General features: G+C 38.8%; 2 protein-coding genes. Both read left to right on the plus strand.

Translation table 11 applies throughout. From position 1 onward, the window contains the following. Window positions 1-6,471 carry a non-ribosomal peptide synthetase gene (locus EKQ63_RS29060; RefSeq protein WP_143881734.1) on the plus strand — a complete coding sequence of 2,157 codons (6,471 nt, stop codon included), beginning with the start codon at window positions 1-3 and terminating at the stop codon, window positions 6,469-6,471. After that, window positions 6,468-21,350: a non-ribosomal peptide synthetase gene (locus EKQ63_RS29065; protein WP_143881735.1), complete on the plus strand. Its 14,883-nt coding sequence runs from the start codon at window positions 6,468-6,470 to the stop codon at window positions 21,348-21,350. Before EKQ63_RS29060 ends, EKQ63_RS29065 begins: the two co-directional genes overlap by 4 nt. The last annotated feature ends 193 nt before the right edge of the window (window positions 21,351-21,543 follow it).

Below are 21,543 nucleotides of genomic sequence, written 5' to 3' on the forward strand. Positions count from 1 at the left end.
ATGGGAGACGTTATTGATATATATGGTTTATCACCTTTGCAAAAAGGAATACTGTTTCATACTTTATACGATCAAGATGATGAACATTCTTTTTCCTATATTGTACAAGTAGGTTTCTTGCTCGGGGGGCAATTGGATGTTGCTACTTTTGAAAAAGCTTGGGAATATGTTATTCAACGACATGAGGTTCTGCGCTCAGTATTTGTTTGGGAGGAAGTAGAAAAACCTCTACAAGCAGTTTACGAACGTCTTCCTTTTACTATTCATCAAGAGGATTGGAGTACCTATTCGCATGAGGAGAAGGAGAAGAAATTACAACAGTTTTTGACTGCAGATCGTAGGAAAGGATTTTTATTGGATGAAGCACCATTGATGAGAGTCACTGCGATTAAAGAAGCAAAAGAGGAAACGAGAATTATCTGGACACATCATCATATTTTGCTAGATGGATGGAGTGTGTCATTGGTCTTTAGTGAAGTGATGGAAGTTTATCTCAAGATGATAAAGGGAGAATTGTTGAATCTTCCTAAATCGCTTCCTTATAAAAAATATATTCAATGGATAAATAAACAAGATCAAAGTCAAGCAGAGGAATTTTGGAAAGAAGAATTAAAAGGGTTCTATGCACCTACTCCATTAGCAATGGAAAGAAAGGATCAAGGACAAGAGAAGGGTTATGGGGAGTTTGCTTATCAAGTATCTGAGGAACTTACTGAGAATTTACAAGAGTGGGTACGAAATAGTCGATTAACGTTGAATACGTTAGTACAAGGTGCATGGGCTTATTTGATGAGTAGGTATAGCGGTGACAGTGACGTCGTATTTGGCGTAACTAGCGCTGGACGTCCTACTGATTTAATGGGTGCAGAGAATATGGTGGGGCTATTTATTAACACATTACCTACCAGAATTCGATTAACGGATAATACATCAGTAGTAGATTGGCTTCGTAAAATACAAATGAAAGAAATGGAACGAAGACAGTATGAGTATAATTCGTTGATAGATATTCAAGGCTGGAGTGAGGTTCCGCGAAATAGCTCCTTATTTCATACCTTGTATGTGTTTGAAAATTATCCAATTCAAGGTGAGAGAAATGATGATTTAAGATTACTAGATGTTAAAAGCACAGAACAAACAAATTATCCTTTAACACTCATTGTAATGCCCGGTAAGAAAATTACTTTAAAGTTGATGTATGATCGAAGCTATTTTAATGAAGAAACAATAAATCGGATTCAGAATCACTTATTGCAAATATTAATTCAGATGACGAAAAGCCTAGATTCAAAACTATTTGAAATTACTCATTTAACAGAAGAAGAACAAATACAGTTACTAGAGGAATGGAATCATACTCAAGTTAATTATTCGGCTGAAGGCATGATTCATACGATGTTTGAGGAGCAAGTTAAAAAAACACCGGAAGCAATCGCGGCTAGTTACGAAAATGAACAAATTACCTATAAAGAGTTGGAGAAGCGTGCAAATCAGCTAGCTCATTATTTACAAAAGCATGGTGTAGGCCCAGAGTCTCTAGTTGGTGTATATATGGAACGTTCATTACAAATGATGGTAGCGTTATTAGGTATTCTAAAATCAGGAGCAGCGTATGTTCCACTTGACCCTACTTATCCAGATAATCGGCTTCGATATATATTAGAGGATGCTGGAATCGAAGTACTAGTGACGGAAGAGAATTCTAAAAACTTGTTTTTATCTGAAAATATCGAGACGATTTGTATGAATAAAGATTACACTGCAATTGAAAAAGAAGAATCAACCCCATGTATAAGTGGTGTCACAGGAGAAAATTTAGCGTATGTTATGTATACTTCAGGATCTACAGGGAATCCAAAGGGAGTAATGATTGAGCATCATTCAGTAATTAATTATCTAGAATGGATGCAACATAAATATCCGCTTTCTGAAAAGGATGTGGTCTTGCAGAAAACGCCATTCTCATTTGATGTCTCTGTTTGGGAATTGTTTTGGGGCATTCACGTTGGTGCAAGTGTATCTTTCCTACCTCCAGGTGGAGAAAAAGATCCTTCTATTATAGCTGAAGTGATTAAACAACATCAGGTTACTATAGTTCAATTTGTACCTTCGATGTTATCTGTTTTCTTAGATCACTTCAATCATATTGAATTGAACATGAATTGTTCGTCCGTACGCCATGTATTTTCTGGTGGAGAAGAACTAAGTTCAGGGTTAGTTAGACGATTTCAACAGAAATGGAATTATAGTGGACAAGTGAAATTAACCAACTTTTATGGACCAACTGAAGCCACTATTTATGTGAATGCATTTGATATTCAGCCTAATCAAGAATTTGTTTCTATTGGGCAGCCAATACAGAACACGCAATTATATGTATTAGACCAACATCAACGCTTGCAATCAATAGGAACTGAGGGTGAGTTATATATTGGTGGTGCTGGTTTAGCGCGTGGATACTTAAATCGTCAGAATCTTACTGCTGAAAAATTCATTTCGCACCCATTTCGATTGGGGGAACGACTATATCGAACAGGAGATTCAGTAAGATATCTAACTGATGGAAATATAGAATTTATAGGTAGAATGGATCATCAAGTCAAAATGCGTGGTTTTAGGATTGAATTAGGAGAAATTGAAGCAACTTTAGAAAAATGTTCGTTTATTAAAGAGGCTGTCGTATTAGTTAGAGAAGATCGTCCAGGTGATCAACGATTGGTTGCATATGTAATAAGCGATGGAAATACCCAAGAGTGGAGAGAGTACTTACAAAACCAATTACCGAATCATATGATTCCAGCGCACTTTATAGAGTTAGAACACTTCCCGCTTACTCCGAATGGGAAAATTGACCGAAAGGCCTTGCCAGCACCTGATGAGCAAGCTATTGAAGATTTAAATGTGCTACCTCGGACGCCATCGGAAGAGCTTATTGCCTCGGTTTGGAGTCAAGTGTTAGGAACAAAAAATATTGGCATTCAGGATTCCTTCTTTGAACGTGGTGGGCACTCACTACTTGCTACTCAAATCGTCTCTCGATTGCAAGAACTGTTCCAAATTAAAATTCCATTACGTGAACTTTTCAAGCACGATACAGTGGAAGCATTGGCGAAACGAGTGGATCAGTTACGAAAAGCAGATAAAAAAAGAGAGGTTGCTCCCCTTGTACCTATGAAACGAGAAGAAGTTATCCCACTTTCCTATGCGCAGAAACGTCTATGGTTTATTGATCAATTAATGCCAAATAGTGCTATGTACAATATCCATGCAGCGTGTCGCTTAACAGGTGAATGGTCAATTGAAGCATTGGAGGTCGGATGGAATCAATTGTTGGAGCGTCATGAATCATTAAGGATGACAATTCTAGAACAAGAGGGTGAACCTTTTCAACAAGTTCAATCTCATGTATTCAGACATATTCCTCAAATGAATCTAACAGATCTCTCTTTGGAAGATAGGGAAAGAGAAATGAAACGGATCATTCAAAACGAAGCTGAGGAACCATTTCATTTTGGACAAGGTCCTCTGATTCGAACACGAATATTGAAAGTGGACAGGGAAGAATGGGTTCTCATTTGTACGATGCATCATATTATTTCAGATGGATGGTCAATGGGGATCTTACTTGAAGAATGGATGGCTTTTTATGAAGGAGCATTAAGCGGCAAACCGGCGGAATTGAAGGAGTTATCTATCCAATATGCAGATTTTGTCATGTGGCAAAAGGAATGGCAAAAAGAAGAGAATTTGAATCAGCACCTTCAATATTGGAAGGAAGAATTATCTGGGGAACTACCGGTTTTACAATTACCGATGGATCGTCCTCGACCTGCAGTTCAAACCCATCGTGGTGCAAGTCAGTCCTTAATAGTGGCGAATTCCCTACAGGAAAAGCTCAAAGATTTAAGTCTGCAAGAAGGATGCACTTTATTTATGACATTGATGGCAGCGTATCAAAGCTTCCTTTCTCGTTATACAGGACAGGACGACATTATAGTTGGAAGCCCGATCGCTAATCGAAATGTGAAAGAGATTGAGGGATTAATAGGATTCTTTGCAAACACGTTGGTTTATCGAGCTGATTTCAGTGAAAATCCGACGTTCCAAGAACTTTTGTCGCAGGTAAGAAAAAAAGCGCTAAAAGCATACGAGTATCAGGACATCCCATTTGAGAAAGTGGTAGAATCCGTAAAACCTGAACGGAGTACAAGTCATTCACCAATATTCCAAACTATGTTTACTTTACAGAATACGAAACAAGAGTTTCTTCAGTTATCTGGACGACAAATGGAAATCATGGAAAGCCATGCTTCTGTTGCCAAATTTGATTTGAGTTTATTTGCTTCTGAGACGGAAGAAGGATTATCACTAACCTTTGAATACAATACTGATTTGTTTGATGATACAACCATTGAACGTATGGCAAGTCATTTTAAACATTGGTTAAATCAAATTGTCTCTCATCCAAAATGTGTACTATCAGAACTGAATATGTTATCGAAAGTAGAATATAAGCAACTACTAGAGGAATGGAATAAATCGGGTGTTATAGATATGGAAGAAAGTACGATTCATACAATGTTTGAAGAACAAGTAGAAAAAACACCAGAAGCAATTGCAGTAGTGTGCGAAGATGAAGAACTAACATATCGAGAGTTGGACGAACGCTCGAATCAGTTGGCACATTATTTACAAAAAAGTGGTGTAACATGCGAATCATTGGTTGGGATTTGCGTTACACGTTCATCCGAGATGATTGTTGGTCTCTTAGGAATTATGAAGGCGGGAGGAGCATATGTCCCAATTGATCCAGCGTATCCGGAAAGTCGACTGCAGTACATTTTAGAAGATGCTCAAATAAAGGTACTGGTGACACAGGAAAAGATACAACAAAAAATGGTTATACCTAAATTCGTTGACGTGATTTGTATGGATTGTAATCGTGCAGAAATAGAACAAGAAGTTACTACGGTATGTATGAGTGAAGTGACGGGCGATAACTTAGCCTATATTATCTATACTTCAGGTTCCACTGGAAATCCAAAGGGAGTAATGATTGAGCACAGGAATACAGTAACAATGATTCATTGGGCGCATCACACGTATTCCCGAAAGGAATTAGCGGGAGTGTTAGCTTCAACTTCGCTATCTTTTGATTTATCCGTTTTTGAAGTATTTGTTCCCTTAACGATGGGTGGTAAGGTGATTGTCACTGAAAATGCTCTACATCTAGAGAAGTTGTCTACCAAAGGTGTAACTTTGGTTAATACTGTGCCATCGGTAGCGAAGGAACTGGTTCGAGCAAAAACAATCCCTTCTTCGGTAAAGGTGATGAACTTGGCTGGAGAACCATTGCCATATTCGCTTGTTCAAGATTTATACGAGAGAAGTACGATCGAAAAGGTGTACAACCTATATGGACCGTCCGAAGATACTACGTATTCCACGTATATGGAATTAGAAAAGGGTGACATGCATAGGGTACCACCAATTGGTAAACCAATATTCAATACAGAAGTATATGTACTGAGTGCCGAACAAAAAATGGTTCCAATTGGTGTAGTTGGTGAGCTATACATTGGTGGATCAGGGTTAGCGCGTGGATATTTAAATCGCCCTGACTTAACGCAAGATCGTTTTATACCGCATCCGTTTAAAGAAGGAGAGCGAGTATACCGGACTGGAGATCTAGTAAGGTATTTACCAGATGGAAATTTGGAGTATGTTGGACGAATCGATCATCAAGTGAAAATTCGTGGGTTCCGGATTGAACTAGGAGAAATTGAAGCGACATTACAAAGGCATACACTAGTTAACGAAGTTATTGTGATGGTGCGGGAAGATTATCCTGGCAATCCACGTTTGATTGCCTATGTTGTAGGAGATGGAGATGCTCAAAAGTGGCGTGATTATCTCAAGGATCAACTACCAAATTATATGATTCCAGCCTATTTTGTTGGATTAAATGCATTTCCACTCACTCCTAATGGGAAAATTGATAGGAAGGCCTTACCAGTACCAGAGAGACAGGAGATAGCAAGTGGTTATATTGCTCCTCGTACGTCTACGGAAAAAACAATCGTTTCAATATGGCATGAAGTTTTAGATATGGAAAACATCGGAATTCAAGATTCGTTTTTTGAAATTGGTGGCCATTCACTACTCGCTACGCAAGCTGTTTCCAATCTTAAAGAGGCTTTTGGAATCGAGATACCATTGCATGATTTATTTATGTTTCATACGGTGCAGCAATTGGCAGAACAGATTGATCAATTGCTCTATAACAAAAATCGAGAAATGCAGAATGATAGTAAGGAGAATGTAAGTCTTCAAGACTATATTCAAAAAGAAGCAGAAGTCAGTAATGATGAAGAATTAATAGAACTGCTTAAGCAATTAGAAGAGCTATCAGAGGAAGAAGCACAAGGGATATTCGAGAGTAATTTGATTCAGGAAGGGGTAAAAAAATGAAAAGTGATTTACTTGCAAAGCTGAGTTCACTTTCTCCTGAGAAGAGAGCATGGCTTCAGAAGCAAATGCAAAAAAAGGAGAATAAAGAAGCACTCCCGTTGTCTTATGCACAAAAACGTTTGTGGTTTATGGACAGATTTAACCCAAACAGTTCTTTATATAATATTCCAACAGTATGGCATCTAAAAGGAAATTGGATACCTGAATCATTAGAGAAGGGATTCAATCGACTCATTGAACGTCATGAATCATTACGAACGGTTTTTAAAGAAATAGGAGAACAGCCTGTGCAGCAAATTGTCGAATTCCTTCCTAGAGCATTACCTGTAAGGGATTACTCTCAACTTTCTCTAGAAGTAAAAGAAAAAGAGGTAGATAGTTTAATTGCGAGAGAAGCGCAAGAACCATTTGATTTAATGAATGGTCCTTTAATTCGTAATCAACTTGTTCAATTAGAGAAGGATGAATGGTTATTACTGTGTACGATGCATCATATTATTTCTGATGCTTGGTCCATTGGTATATTCATGAATGAATTACTTGCTTTCTATGAAGAAGAAACGGGCGGAAATCCTGCTAAATTAAGTTCATTATCCATTCAATATGCAGACTTTACGAAGTGGCAAAAGGAGTGGTTGCAAGGTGATGTGCTAAATCGTCAGCTTACGTATTGGCAGGAAGAATTGTCTGGTGAGCTTCCTATCTTACAACTGCCAGTGGATCGACCTCGACCGGTTAAGCAGACTTACCCTGGGGCTGCGCATCATGTAATTTTGCCTTATAAATTGCTCAGTCAATTGAAGGATATAAGTCGACAAGAAGGATCTACTTTATTTATGACTTTAATGGCCGCATACCAGAGCTTTCTTGCTCGTTATACAGGACAAACAGATATTCTAGTTGGTAGTCCGATTGCAAATCGGAACCATAAGGGAGTAGAAGGATTAATTGGTTTCTTTGTTAATACGTTGGTTTATCGATCAGATTTGAGTGGCACCCCTACTTTTCGGGAGATTTTGAACCAAACAAAGAAAAAGGCGTTAAAAGCTTACGAATATCAAGATATACCATTTGAAAAAGTGGTAGAAGCTGTGCAACCTGAACGAAGTATGAGTCATTCCCCTATATTTCAGACCATGTTTACGCTACAGAATATAAAACAAGAACGACTAGATTTGCCTGATAGAAGTATTGAAATGGTAGAAAGTAATATGTCTATTGCTAAATTTGATTTGAGCTTAACTGCCTATGAAGTGGAAGAAGGTCTATTTGTCTCATTTGAATACAACACGGATTTATTTGATAGTAGTACCATTGCACGTATGGCAGGACATTTTGAGAACTGGCTAAATGAAATCACGCATCAACCAGATGAATCATATACAAAGCTGTCAATGTTATCGGATACTGAGCGAAAACAACTCCTAGAAGAATGGAATGATACGGACGTAGTTTATGGTCATGATTGTATGATTCATGAGCTATTTGAGCAGCAAGTTGCACGGACACCTGATGCAGTGGCGGTAGTTTATGAGGGTGGAAAGCTAACGTATCAAGAACTTAATGAAAAATCGAATCAATTGGCACATTTTCTACAAAAACGAGGTATCGGACCTGAATCATTGGTCGGTATATGTATTGAACGTTCTCCTGATATGATTATCGGTCTCTTTGGGATTTTGAAGGCAGGTGGGGCTTATGTCCCACTGGACCCAAGTTATCCCGAAAACCGCCTAAGATATATTTTGGAGAATTCACAAATTCAAGTGCTGTTAACAAAAGAAACACTACAGGACTGGTTACCTAAAGATATTCAAGCTATTTGTTTAGACCGGGATCAAGTGATGATTTCTAAAGAGAGTAATTTAGCTCCGGTAAGTGGAGTAACAGCAAATAACTTAGCCTATATTATATACACTTCGGGTTCGACGGGAAATCCAAAGGGGGTAATGATTGAACATCATTCCGTTATCAATCGTCTACAGTGGATGCAGAAAAAATATCCATTGTCCGAGGAGGATACAATCCTACAAAAGACACCGTTTTCGTTCGATGTTTCTGTCTGGGAATTATTTTGGTGGTCATTTGTAGGAGCACGTGTTTGTTTACTTCCACCAGGAGGAGAGAAAGATCCTGCGGTGATTGAGGAGTATATTGAACGATACCGTGTATCCACCATGCACTTTGTTCCGTCGATGTTATCTACTTTCTTAGATTATATGGAACTATATAATTCGAAAAGGGATGTCTCGTCTTTAATTCAAGTTTTTACTAGTGGAGAAGCGTTAAACACTGAGCAGGTTCGCCGGTTTAAGGGGATCTTTTACAATGCTCAGCAAACAAAGTTAATTAACTTGTATGGTCCTACTGAAGCGACTGTGGATGTGACTTATTATGATTGTGATTTAGAAAAAGAAGCAATGCTTATTCCGATTGGTCGTCCGATTGATAATACAGAGTTGTATGTGTTAGATCAATATCAACAAGTGGTCCCGATTGGTGTGGCAGGGGAACTTTACCTTGGAGGAGTAGGGTTGGCACGTGGCTACTTCAATCGACCAGATTTAACTACTGAACGTTTTATTCCGCATCCCTTTAAGGACGGGGAACGATTATATCGAACGGGTGACTTGGTGAGATATATGAATGATCGTAACTTAGAATATATTGGAAGAATAGATAACCAAGTTAAAATTAGAGGATTCCGAATTGAATTGGGAGAAATTGAAGCAGCTTTACATGATCACTCATCTGTAAAAGAGGCAGTCGTGTTGGTGAAGGAAGATCGACCAGGAGATAAGCAGTTAATAGCTTATGTAGTGGGTGAAGGGGATACTGGGGAGTGGCGTGAATATCTCAAGAAGCAACTGCCACATTATATGGTGCCGGCATACTTTTTCAAAATTGAAGGTATGCCACTCACTCCAAATGGTAAGGTGAATCGGAAAGCCTTACTGGAATTAGAAGAACAGTTCATAAGTGAAGATATTACTTCATCACGAACACCAGTGGAGGAGCTTATCGTTTCCGTTTGGAGCCAAGTGTTAGGAATAAAAAATATTAGTGTTCAGGATTCCTTTTTTGAAATCGGTGGTCATTCACTACTAGCTACTCAAGTAGTGTCACGTTTACAGGGGATTTTTCAAATCGAATTACCAGTACGTGAACTATTTGAATATACAACGGTGGAGTCACTAGCAAAGCGATTAGATCAGTTACGTAAAGGAGATAAAAAACGAGAGATTCCGCCTCTAATACCAATGAAACGAGGAGAAGCTATTCCACTATCTTATGCCCAACAACGCTTATGGTTTATTGATCAATTTACACCTAATAGTGCCCTTTACAATATGCCAATGGTATGCCGCCTTACAGGGCATTGGCTACTTGAGGCACTGGAAACGGGATGGAATCAACTAATAGAACGTCATGAATCACTGCGGACGGTCTTTCACGAAGTGAACGGTCAACCCGTACAGCAAATTGAACCGTATGCTTTTCAATCAATTCCGAAAACCGATTTAACTATGCTTTCTCCAGAAGACCGAGAAGAAGAAGTTAAACGTTTGATTCAACAAGAAACAGAAGTGCCATTTGATTTAACAGAGGGTCCATTAATCAAGGCAAGTATTTTGCACGTGGGAGAGGGAGAATGGATACTCCTTTGTACTCTACATCATATCATTTCAGATGGATGGTCAATGGGAATCCTACTTGAAGAATGGATGGCATTTTATGAGAAAGCAACGGATGGAAAGGTAGAGGAACTTGAACCATTGCCGGTTCAATATGCCGACTTTGCTCAGTGGCAAAAAGGATGGCTAAAGGAGGAGGTGCTCGATCAACAACTCCAATATTGGAGGGAAGAATTGTCTGGGGAGCTTCCTGTACTCCAACTTCCTATGGACCGCCCGCGTCCCGCGATGCAAACTCATCACGGGTCGATATACACTCTGGTTCTGCCAAGCACGCTACATGATAAATTGAATGAACTTAGTCGAAAAGAAGGGGCTACACTCTTCATGACGCTTTTAGCTGCATATCAAAGTTTTCTATCTCGTTATACGGGACAAGAAGATATCCTGGTCGGAAGCCCAATTGCGAATCGGAATTATAGAGAAATTGAAGGACTAATTGGTTTTTTCGTTAACACGCTGGTTTATCGAGCTAATTTGAGTGGTAGACCGACATTTCAAGATGTACTATATCAGGTTCGTCAAAAGGCATTGAAGGCGTATGAATATCAAGATATTCCATTTGAAAAAATTGTAGAAGTTGTGCAACCGGAGCGAAGTACAAGTCATTCGCCAATCTTCCAGACTATGTTCATTTTGCAAAATATGAAACAAGAGTTTCCGATGTTATCTAGTAGAAGTATTGAAATGATAGAAAGCCATAGTCCAATTGCAAAGTTTGATTTAAGTGTAATGGCAGCTGAGACGGAAGAGGGATTACTTTTTACTTTTGAGTACAATAAGGATTTATTCAATGCTACTACTATTGAACGGATGGCAGGACACTTTGAGAAATGGCTACATGAAGTTTCTCATCGTCCACAAAATCCGTTGCATGACCTGAGTATGCTATCAGAACCCGAGCGTACTTTGTTATTAGAAACATGGAATGACACTGTAATGGAAATGTCTCATCAGGGTCTTGTTTGCGACAGATTTGAGGAGCAAGTAGTAAGGCGTCCGGATGCGATTGCGGTAGTTGATCAAACAAAACAGTGGACTTATGGTGAACTGGATACACAAGCAAATCAGTTGGCAAATGTTTTACAGCGAAAGGGAGTAGCCCCAGAGTCAGTGGTAGGAGTGTATCTTCCTAGGTCAGCTGAGCTGATGGCAAGTTTACTAGGCATTTTAAAAGCTGGTGGAGCTTATGTCGTTTTAGATCCGTTGTATCCAAAATCAAGGTTAGAATACATGATTGAAGATGCAGGAATTCAATTTGTAGTGACGGCGGAAGGACAAGAAGGACATTTCGCACACGTCGAAATGGTGAGGTTAGAAGAATTAACGGTGGAAAGTGTAATCGCACCTACACGTCAAATAAATCCAGAGAACTTAGCCTATATTGTCTATACCTCTGGTTCTACAGGAAAACCGAAGGGTGTCATGGTTGAATATCGCTCATTAATGAATATGGTTTCTTGGCATCAGGAAGTTTATCATATTTCAGCAGAGGATCGTGCGACTCAGATTGCAGGGGTTGCTTTTGATTCGGCTGTCCAGGAGATTTGGCCGTATCTAACTGCTGGCGCAGCACTCTACTTGTCAACAGAGGAACTGAGAATTAATCCAGAAGCGCTAAGGGACTGGCTCATTGATTCACAAATAACAGTTAGTTTTGCACCTACGCCTATTTTGGAAAGACTCTTGAAATTATCTTGGCCAGATAAAACGGATCTTCGTTTTATCATTACTGGTGGGGATCAATTAACGCAGTATCCATCTAACGATATTCCTTTTGCGGTAATTAATCAGTATGGTCCATCGGAAAATACCGTTGTTACCACAGATTGTTACGTACCTGTAGGAGTGACAACAGGTACGCCATCGATTGGTCGACCGATTGCGAATACAGAAGTTTATGTGTTGGATTCTCATCTTCAGCTAGTACCAATTGGTGTAATTGGAGATCTCTATATTGGAGGGAAGAGCCTTGCACGTGGATATGCTAATCGTCCGGATCTTACAAAGGAAAAATTTATCCCACATCCTTTCAAGTCAGGAGAACGTCTCTATTATACAGGAGACAAAGCAAGTTATCTTTCTGATGGTAATCTCCAGTTCCATGGACGTATAGATGACCAAGTGAAAATTCGTGGTTTCCGGATTGAATTGGGAGAAATAGAAGCTGTTTTGCAGGCACATTCTTCTGTGAAAGAAGCAGTTGTATTGGTACAAGAGGATAATCAAGGTGACAAGAGATTAGTAGCTTATGTAGTTGGTGAAGGAAGTGTACATGAATGGCGAGAACATCTACAAACACATTTACCAAATTACATGGTTCCAACAAACTTTATTGAGATGGAAGTTTTACCACTTACACCGAATGGAAAACTTGATTTGAAGGCATTGCCTATACTTAGTGAACAATCCGCCGAAAATACTGTATACCCACGAACTCCGCTGGAAGAACTTATCGCTTCAGTGTGGAGTCAAGTGTTAGGAATAAAAGAAATTGGTGTTCAGGATTCTTTCTTTGAGCTTGGTGGTCACTCTCTACTTGCTACACAAGTGGTCTCACGTTTACAGGAAGTCTTTCAAATCAAATTGCCAGTACGTGAACTGTTCGAATATTCAACGGTCGAGGCATTATCGAAACGAATAGATCAGTTACGTAAGGGGAGCGAAAAACGAGAAATTCCACCATTGGTGCCGATGGAACGCGGAAATAATATTCCACTATCTTATGCCCAACAGCGCTTATGGTTTATTGATCAATTTGCACCTAATAGTGCACTTTATAATATGCCAATGGCATGCCGCCTTACAGGGAATTGGTTACCTGAGGGATTGGAGTTGGGATGGAATCAGTTGATAGAGCGTCATGAATCTTTACGGACTGTATTTTATGAAGAGGATGGCCATCCTATGCAGCAGATTCAACCGTACGTTTTCCGTCCGCTTCTCCAAATGGACTTAACTAAGCTTTCATTAGAGGAGCGAGAAAGAAAGTTGGAGCAATGGATTCAAACTGAAGTCGAATCTCCATTTGATTTAGAACAGGGGCCATTGTTCCGTGGGAAACTCATAAGAATTTCAGAAGAAGAATGGGTTCTTCTGTGTAATATGCATCATATTATCTCAGATGGATGGTCGATGGAAATCTTGCTTCAAGAATGGATGGCATTTTATGAGAATGCGATTGGTGAAAAACAAGCAGAGCTGGAATCACTACCAGTTCAATATGCCGATTTTGCTCAGTGGCAAAGAGAATGGTTGAAAGATGAAGTACTATATCAACAACTTGCGTATTGGAAGGAAGAATTATCCGGTGAGTTACCAGTCTTAATGTTGCCAATGGATCGTCCGCGTCCGCCAGTGCAAACCCACCATGGATTAACTCATAATGTTTTGTTATCGCGCTCATTACTGGATAAATTAAACGAACTAAGTCGTCAAGAAGGAGCCACACTTTTCATGACCTTATTGGCATCGTATCAAAGTTTCCTTGCTCGTTATACGGGGCAAACAGATATTATTGTTGGCAGCCCAATTGCAAATCGAAACTATCGAGAAATTGAAGGACTGATTGGTTTCTTTGTCAATACATTGGTTTATCGAGCTGATTTAAGTAATGCACCGGCATTTCAAGAGTTGTTGTCTCAAGTGCGGATAAAAGCATTGAAGGCGTATGAGTATCAAGATGTTCCGTTTGAGAAAATTGTAGAGGTTATCCAGCCTGAACGAAATACAAGCCATTCTCCGATTTTCCAAACCATGTTTACTTTGCAAAATACGGGACAGAAGCTACCAGAACTACATGGAAGAAATATAGAAGTAATGGAAAGTAATGCTCCTATCGCTAAGTTTGATTTAAGTTTAACTGCTGCAGAAGTGGAAGAGGGTTTATTACTTACCTTTGTTTATAGAACTGATTTATTTGACAGCTTAACTATTGAATCCATGGCTGAACATTTTGGGAACTGGTTGAATGTAATCGTGGAGAATCCTGATAAATCATTAGCTAAGTTGCCTATATTGTCAGGATTACAACAAAAACAGTTGGAGGAGTGGAATAATGATGCTGTAGCATATCCACAGGAAAGTACGATTCATCAGCTGTTTGAAGAGCAAGTAAATCGTACACCTGATGCGGTAGCGGTGGTAGATGAAAAACAGCAGTTAACGTATCGAGAGCTGAATGAAAAAGCTAATCAATTGGCCCACTATCTTCAGCAATGCGGAATTGGGAATGAATCATTGGTTGGACTTTGCTTTGAGCGTTCAGTTGAGATGATTGTTAGTATTATGGGGATTTGGAAGGCTGGAGCAGCCTATGTTCCATTAGACCCATCATATCCAGAAAGTCGTCTACGATATATTTTGGAGGACACTGGAATTCAAGTATTAGTTACGAACGAGTCATTGGAAGACTGGATACCTAAAGAAATCAAGATAGTTTGTCTAGATAGGGATCAAGCAATGATTTCAAAAGAAAGCATTCTTTCACCAAAATGTGAAGTAACAGGAGAAAACTTAGCATATGTTATCTATACTTCAGGATCAACGGGGAATCCAAAGGGTGTCTTGATACAGCATCATTCTGTACTAAACTTGTCGCATGGTTTACAAAAAGAGGTTTTCGAACATGAGATACCATCTAACATGCATGTCGGTTTAAATGCGTCAATTGCCTTTGATGCATCTATCCAGCAATTACAAATGCTGCTTTATGGTTCAAGTTTGTATATTATTCCGAATGAAGTACGAAGTGATCCGGAGCAGTTTGTAGCTTATATTAGGGAGAACAAGTTAGAAATCTTTGATATAACACCTTCATTGCTTCAATTACTTATAGATGTCGGATTGTTAGAAACGTGCGATAGCGTTCATGTTCCAAGTAAGGTACTGGTTGGTGGTGAAGCGATTATGCCGTCATTATGGGAACTGCTAGTAGAGACTGATAAAATACAGTTTTATAATGTATATGGTCCTACAGAATGTACGGTTGATGCAACATGCTATCATATCAAAAAAGATAGTAAGAGAGTAACAATTGGGCGTCCATTGCCTAACGTCCAAACTTATGTATTAGATAGAAATAGGTTGCCAGTTCCAGTTGGTGTGATGGGTGAACTTTATATCGGAGGAGCGGGTCTAGCGAGGGGATACTTAAATCGTCCAGAGTTAACATCCGAACGATTTATTTCTCATCCATTCAAAGAAGGCGAGAGATTATATAGAACAGGCGATCTCGTGAGATATCTTTCTGATGGTAATATAGAATATTTAGGAAGAATGGATAATCAAGTGAAGATTAGAGGATTTCGAATCGAACTTGGGGAGATTGAGTCGGCTTTACAGGAGTATGACTTGATAAAAGAGGCAGTTGTAATAGTTAGGGAAAATCAGTCGGGAGATAAGAGGTTAGTAGCTTATATAGTGGGCGAAGGCAGTTTAGAAGAATGGCGTGAGTATCTTAAAATAAAACTGCCAATCCATATGATACCTTCCTACTTTGTCGAAATGAAAGAATTACCGTTAACCATAAATGGAAAGGTTGATCGGAAATCATTGCCTATACCAGATTATCAAGGAACACAAGAAGGCTACGTAGCCCCAAGAAATGAACGTGAACACAAGCTTTCTATCATTTGGGAACGTGTGCTGGGTTCAAAACGTATTGGTATTTATGATAACTTTTTTGAAATTGGTGGAGATTCAATTCTTAGCATTCAGATTGTCTCTCGTGCGAAGCAAGCTGGTTTACAGTTGACACCAAAACAACTATTTGAACACCAAACGATTGCTGAGTTGGCGCAAGTAGTCAAAGAAGAACAAGGTGTACAAGCTGAACAAGGAATTATAATTGGAGAGACGATACTTACACCTATTCAGCAAAGGTTTTTTGCACAAAATCATCCTAACCCACATCATTGGAATCAATCCATGTTCTTTAGAACGAAAGAAAAATTGGACATAGGATCACTAGAAAAGGCAGCGCGTAACCTTCTACTTCATCATGATGCCCTGCGTTTAAGATATGAACGTTTACCTAATGGGGCTTGGAAACAGTGGAATGAAGGAATTGAAGAACAATTGATGCTGACTGTCATTTCATTAGACGAAGTGCTGGAAGCGGATTGGCATGAAGTTATTCAAAAAGAGATTAATATTGCACAAGAAGGTTTAAATTTACATGAAGGTCCGTTAATGAGAATGGTGTATTTTGATGAAGGTGAGAAGACTGGCCGATTATTTTGGACAATTCATCACTTAGCCGTGGATGGTGTTTCTTGGCGAATTTTATTAGAAGATTTGCAAACAGCATATACGCAAGCAGTCCAAGGGCAAAAATTTCAATTACCTATGAAGAGTACATCTTTTAAAGAATGGTCGGAGAAATTACAACATTACGCTGAAACTGGAATATCAAAAGAAGTGCTACATTACTGGGAGCAGCAGGCTGAACAAGACGTGGTTATACTGCCAGTAGATGGTACTATAAGTAATCCAGTAAGCAGAGTAACTGAGGAAATTACTGTGGTGTTAAATGAGAATGAGACCCGTATGTTATTGCAAGAGACTTTAAGCACTCACCGTGTCCAAATCAATGAAGTATTATTAGCAGCATTGGTACAAGCTACAGCAGCATGTACGGGGCAGCCGATATTAAGCGTAGATTTAGAGGGACATGGTCGAGAAGAGATTATTGAAGATGTTGATTTATCGAGAACCGTGGGATGGTTTACAAGTATTTACCCAGTGCATTTAAATATTACTAGTGCTAATACGCCAATTGCAGCATTAAAAGCAGTTAAAGAACAAGTTCGCAAAATTCCTAATAAGGGTGTTGATTATGGGGTGTTGCGTTACATGAACGCAACAATGTGTGAGCAATTGAGCTCTCAACATACACCGTCTATTAGTTTTAACTATCTTGGACAATTTGATCAAATGTTTTCTAGCGATGCAATGTTTATGCCGGAGAATGAATTTAAGCGTTTAGATCATGCTGCCGGTTCCAAGCGATCGCATGTAATTGATGTAATTGGGGTTGTAACGAATGGAAAACTTCAGTTCACTTGGGTATACAATGTTGAACAATTCGCCAAATCAACGATTCAAAGTATTGCACAGAATATGCTATATCAACTGAGCAGATTGATTCAACCTTCAGATGGAGAATCTGCGCTGACCATTTCGGATTTTGCAATGGCTAATCTTAACCAAGTAGGTTTGACAAATGTACTAAACAAAATGAATCGTGGAAAGAACAATCAGATTACTGATTTATATCCACTATCACCTTTGCAAGAAGGTATGATTTTCCACACATTGCATGACCAAGGGAATGAACATGTTGCACCGTATATAGTGCAATTAAGTTTTATGATTAAAGGGAAAATGGATATTCCTACTTTTGAGCAGGCGTGGAAATCTGTAATTCAGCGGCATGAAATTTTTCGTACAGCATTTGTTTGGGACGAAATTGAAGAACCATTACAAGTGGTGTATGAAAATATCCCATTTAAAGTGAACAAAGAAGACTGGCGTACAATGACAACTAAAGACATAGAGGAAAAAAGAAAAGTCTTTTTGGCATTAGATCGAAAGCAAGCCTTCCAATTTGATGAAGCGCCATTAATGCGGGTAACGGTCATTCAAGAAGGTGAGGAAGAATATCGGATTGTTTGGACACAACACCATATTTTACTAGATGGATGGAGTTTACCATTGGTCTTTAATGAATTACTTACAGTCTATCAGAAGAGAATGAATGAAGAAGCTGTAAAGTTACCTAAACCCTCACCATATAAGAAATATATCCAATGGCTCAGAGAACAAGATAAGGAGCAGGCGGAAAAATTCTGGAGAGAAAAGCTTAAAGGTTTTACTGCACCAACTTTGCTGGGCTTAGAAAGTAAAGAGGAAGAAAAAGGTTATACAGAAAAGGTTACCTATTTATCAAAAGAGCAGACTCAAGCGTTACAAGGATGGGCGAAACGAAATAAACTTACTTTGAGTACAGTAATTCAAGGTGCATGGGCATATCTCATGAGCCGATATAGTGGAGAAAATGACATTGTCTTTGGTGTAACAAGCTCAGGACGTCCTACGGAGATTATTGATGTTGAAAACATCGTAGGTCCTTTCATTACAACGTCACCGACGCGAATTCAATTGATGGATGATATAAAAGTAATAGATTGGTTGCAGAAGATACAAGAGGAAGAGATAGAAAGAAGACAATATGAGTATGCTTCTTTGACAGAGATTCAGGGGTGGAGTGAGGTTCCTAGAGGTACACCGCTGTTCAATTGTTTATATGTGTTTGAAAATTATCCAGTGAAAGAAGAATCTTCAGGAAATTTGGAAATTGGTGAATTGAAAGGGGTAGAACAAACCCACTACCCATTAGGATTGGCTGTAGTTCCAGGAATCCAGTTATCGTTAAAGTTAATGTATGACCGTAGTAAGTTTAATAGAGTAACCATTGAACGAATGCTGGGTCATTTACACAAAGTGTTAATGCAAATGCTCAAAAACATTGATCAAAATCTATCGGAACTAGTATATATTACGGAGGCTGAACAAAGAAGGATATTGGAAGAATGGAATAATAATGCTTTATCCTATCCACGTGAGAATGTAATTCATCAACTATTCGAAGAGCAAGTAAATCGTACACCTGACGCAGTGGCAGTGGTAGATGATAAACAGCAACTAACGTATCGAGAGCTGAATGAAAGAGCTAATCAATTAGCCCATCATTTACAGAAATGTGGAATTGGGACAGAGTCATTAGTTGGCCTCTGCTTTGATCGATCAGTTGAGATGATTGTTGGTCTCATGGGAATTTGGAAGGCTGGAGCAGCCTATGTTCCATTGGATCCATCGAATCCGGAAAGCCGCCTGCAATATATTTTACAAGACACGGGAATTAAAGTGTTAGTTACAAATGAGGTATTACTAGGATGGATACCTAAAGACATCAAGACAGTTTGCCTAGATAGGGACCAAGCGATGCTTTCTCAAGAAAGCAAATTTTCACCAATATGTGAGGTGACAGGGGAAAACTTAGCGTATGTTATCTATACTTCTGGTTCGACAGGGAATCCAAAGGGGGCTTTAGTACAGCACCATTCTGTAATAAACCTATCCTATGGTTTACAAAAAGAAGTGTTCTCACATGAGATACCTAGTAATATGCGCGTCGGTTTGAATGCGTCAATTGCCTTTGATGTATCTATTCAGCAATTACAAATGTTGCTTTATGGTTCAAGTTTATATATTATCCCAAGTGAAGTTCGCACTAATCCGGAACAATTTGTGTCCTATATTAGGGAGAATAAATTGGAAATGTTTGATATGACACCTTCATTACTTCAATTACTTATAGATGGAGGATTGCTAGAAATAAGTGCTGATGTTCATGTACCAAGTAAGATATTAGTCGGTGGTGAAGCAATCATGCCGTCATTATGGGAACAGCTAGTAGAGACCGAAAAAATTGATTTTTATAACGTATACGGTCCTACAGAATGTACGGTTGATGCAACGTGTTATCATATTCAAACAGATAGTAAGAGAGTTACGATTGGACGTCCGTTGCCGAACGTTCAAACTTATGTATTGGATAAAAATTTGCTACCTGTTCCAGTTGGTGTAACAGGTGAGCTATATATCGGTGGTGCAGGTATAGCGAGAGGATACTTGAATCGTCCAGAATTAACAGCAGAGCGATTTATCCGTCATCCATTTAATGAAGAAGAGCGTTTATATCGTACGGGAGATTTGGTTCGTTATTTACCTGATGGTAATTTAGATTACTTGAGAAGAATTGATAATCAAGTGAAAATTAGGGGCTTTCGTATTGAACTTGAAGAGATTGAAGCGAGTATAGAGAGGCATCCATTGGTAAAAGAAGCAGTAGTTTTGGTAACAGAGGATAAATTAGGAGAGAAGAGATTGGTTGCTTATGTAGTTGGAGATGGTAGTATGCATGAGTGGCGTGAGTATCTCAAGACACAAGTACCAAATTATATGGTTCCCGCACACTTTATTAAGGTAGACGAGATTCCTCTTACAATGAATGGAAAAATTGATCGAAAGGCATTGAACAATTTAACTATTCATAGAGAAAATAACTTCTCTACACCAATCATTCCAAGGGATGAAATTGAATATCAGTTGATTAAAATCTGGCAGGATGTGTTACAGATAGAAGATGTCTATGTAAATGATGATTTCTTTAATAGAGGAGGACACTCTCTCCTTGTAATTAAATTAGTTTCAAAAATTAGGGAGAAGTTTGGAAAAGAGATTAAGGTGTCAACATTGATGAAGAATCCAACATTGGAAGGAATCGCATGCCTTATTCGTGATAAGCATGATATGACGAAATCAGTAGCAGCGCTAGTTCCACTACAAGAATCAGAAAAAAGCCCTTTCTTCTGTGTTCATCCGTTTATGGGGAATGTATTTTGTTACATTCAACTAGCAAGATTACTTAAGAACCATTGTTCATTTTATGGTTTACAGAATCCTCTTATAGAAAAGGGAGATATTAATGAATTGACCTTGCCGGAACTAACTCAACTTTACATTGAAGAAATCAAACGTGTTCAGCCAGAAGGCCCATATCGTCTTGGAGGATGGTCTTTAGGCGGTGCAATTGCTTATGAAATCGCAACGGTGCTAAAGAATCAAGGTGAGGAAGTTGAGCTGTTGATATTAATGGATACTAAAGTACCTTCAGAGCAGGACTATAAAACAACGGAGGAAATGCTCTCATATATATATGAGCATTTCATTCCTAGAGATTTTACTGAGCAGGGGGAAGGTCTCTTCCATGAACAAGATATGCTTGTAGAGCAATTAATTATAGAGGGAGTACTCCCGCCAGATGCAGATCTTATGAATTTGAAGCAAGTTATCAATGCTCATAGGAAATGCCTGAACTTAATGGCAGAGTATGATTTAATACCATACTCTGGAGAAGTTCTCTACTTTAGTGCTGAGGAAGGAAAAGAGTTGTTTACAGATTGGGGACCTTTATTAAAAGGAAGAGTAAATATGTATTCAGTCCCTGGATCACATGAAGAAATAGTGGATTCACCTGCAGTTGAAAAAATAGCTATGTATCTACTAAATGAATTTGAAGGAATAAAAGAAAAATCCATTTTATTAACGGAAAAGTAGAGAGTATAAAAGATGCAACGCAATGAACGAAAAGGGGAGACCAATACCTGCATATCAAGTGTAGGGAATAATGAATATATTAAGAGCATTGCTTTTTAAGGGGATAATGTAAAAAGTAATTGGTAGAGACATAGAAATCGTATTATAAAAGCGAAATCGTCATCAGTTTTCTAATCTATATATTTATGAGGAG

This window comes from Bacillus sp. BD59S (assembly GCF_007363175.1).
GTDB classification, from domain to species: Bacteria; Bacillota; Bacilli; order Bacillales; family Bacillaceae_G; genus Bacillus_A; species Bacillus_A pacificus.

Bases quoted from the DNA above. Each gene is read 5' to 3' on its own strand.
- EKQ63_RS29065 (WP_143881735.1), top strand. From the start codon at position 6,468: ATGAAAAGTGATTTACTTGCAAAGCTGAGTTCACTTTCTCCTGAGAAG.
- EKQ63_RS29060 (WP_143881734.1), top strand. From the start codon at position 1: ATGGGAGACGTTATTGATATATATGGTTTATCACCTTTGCAAAAAGGA.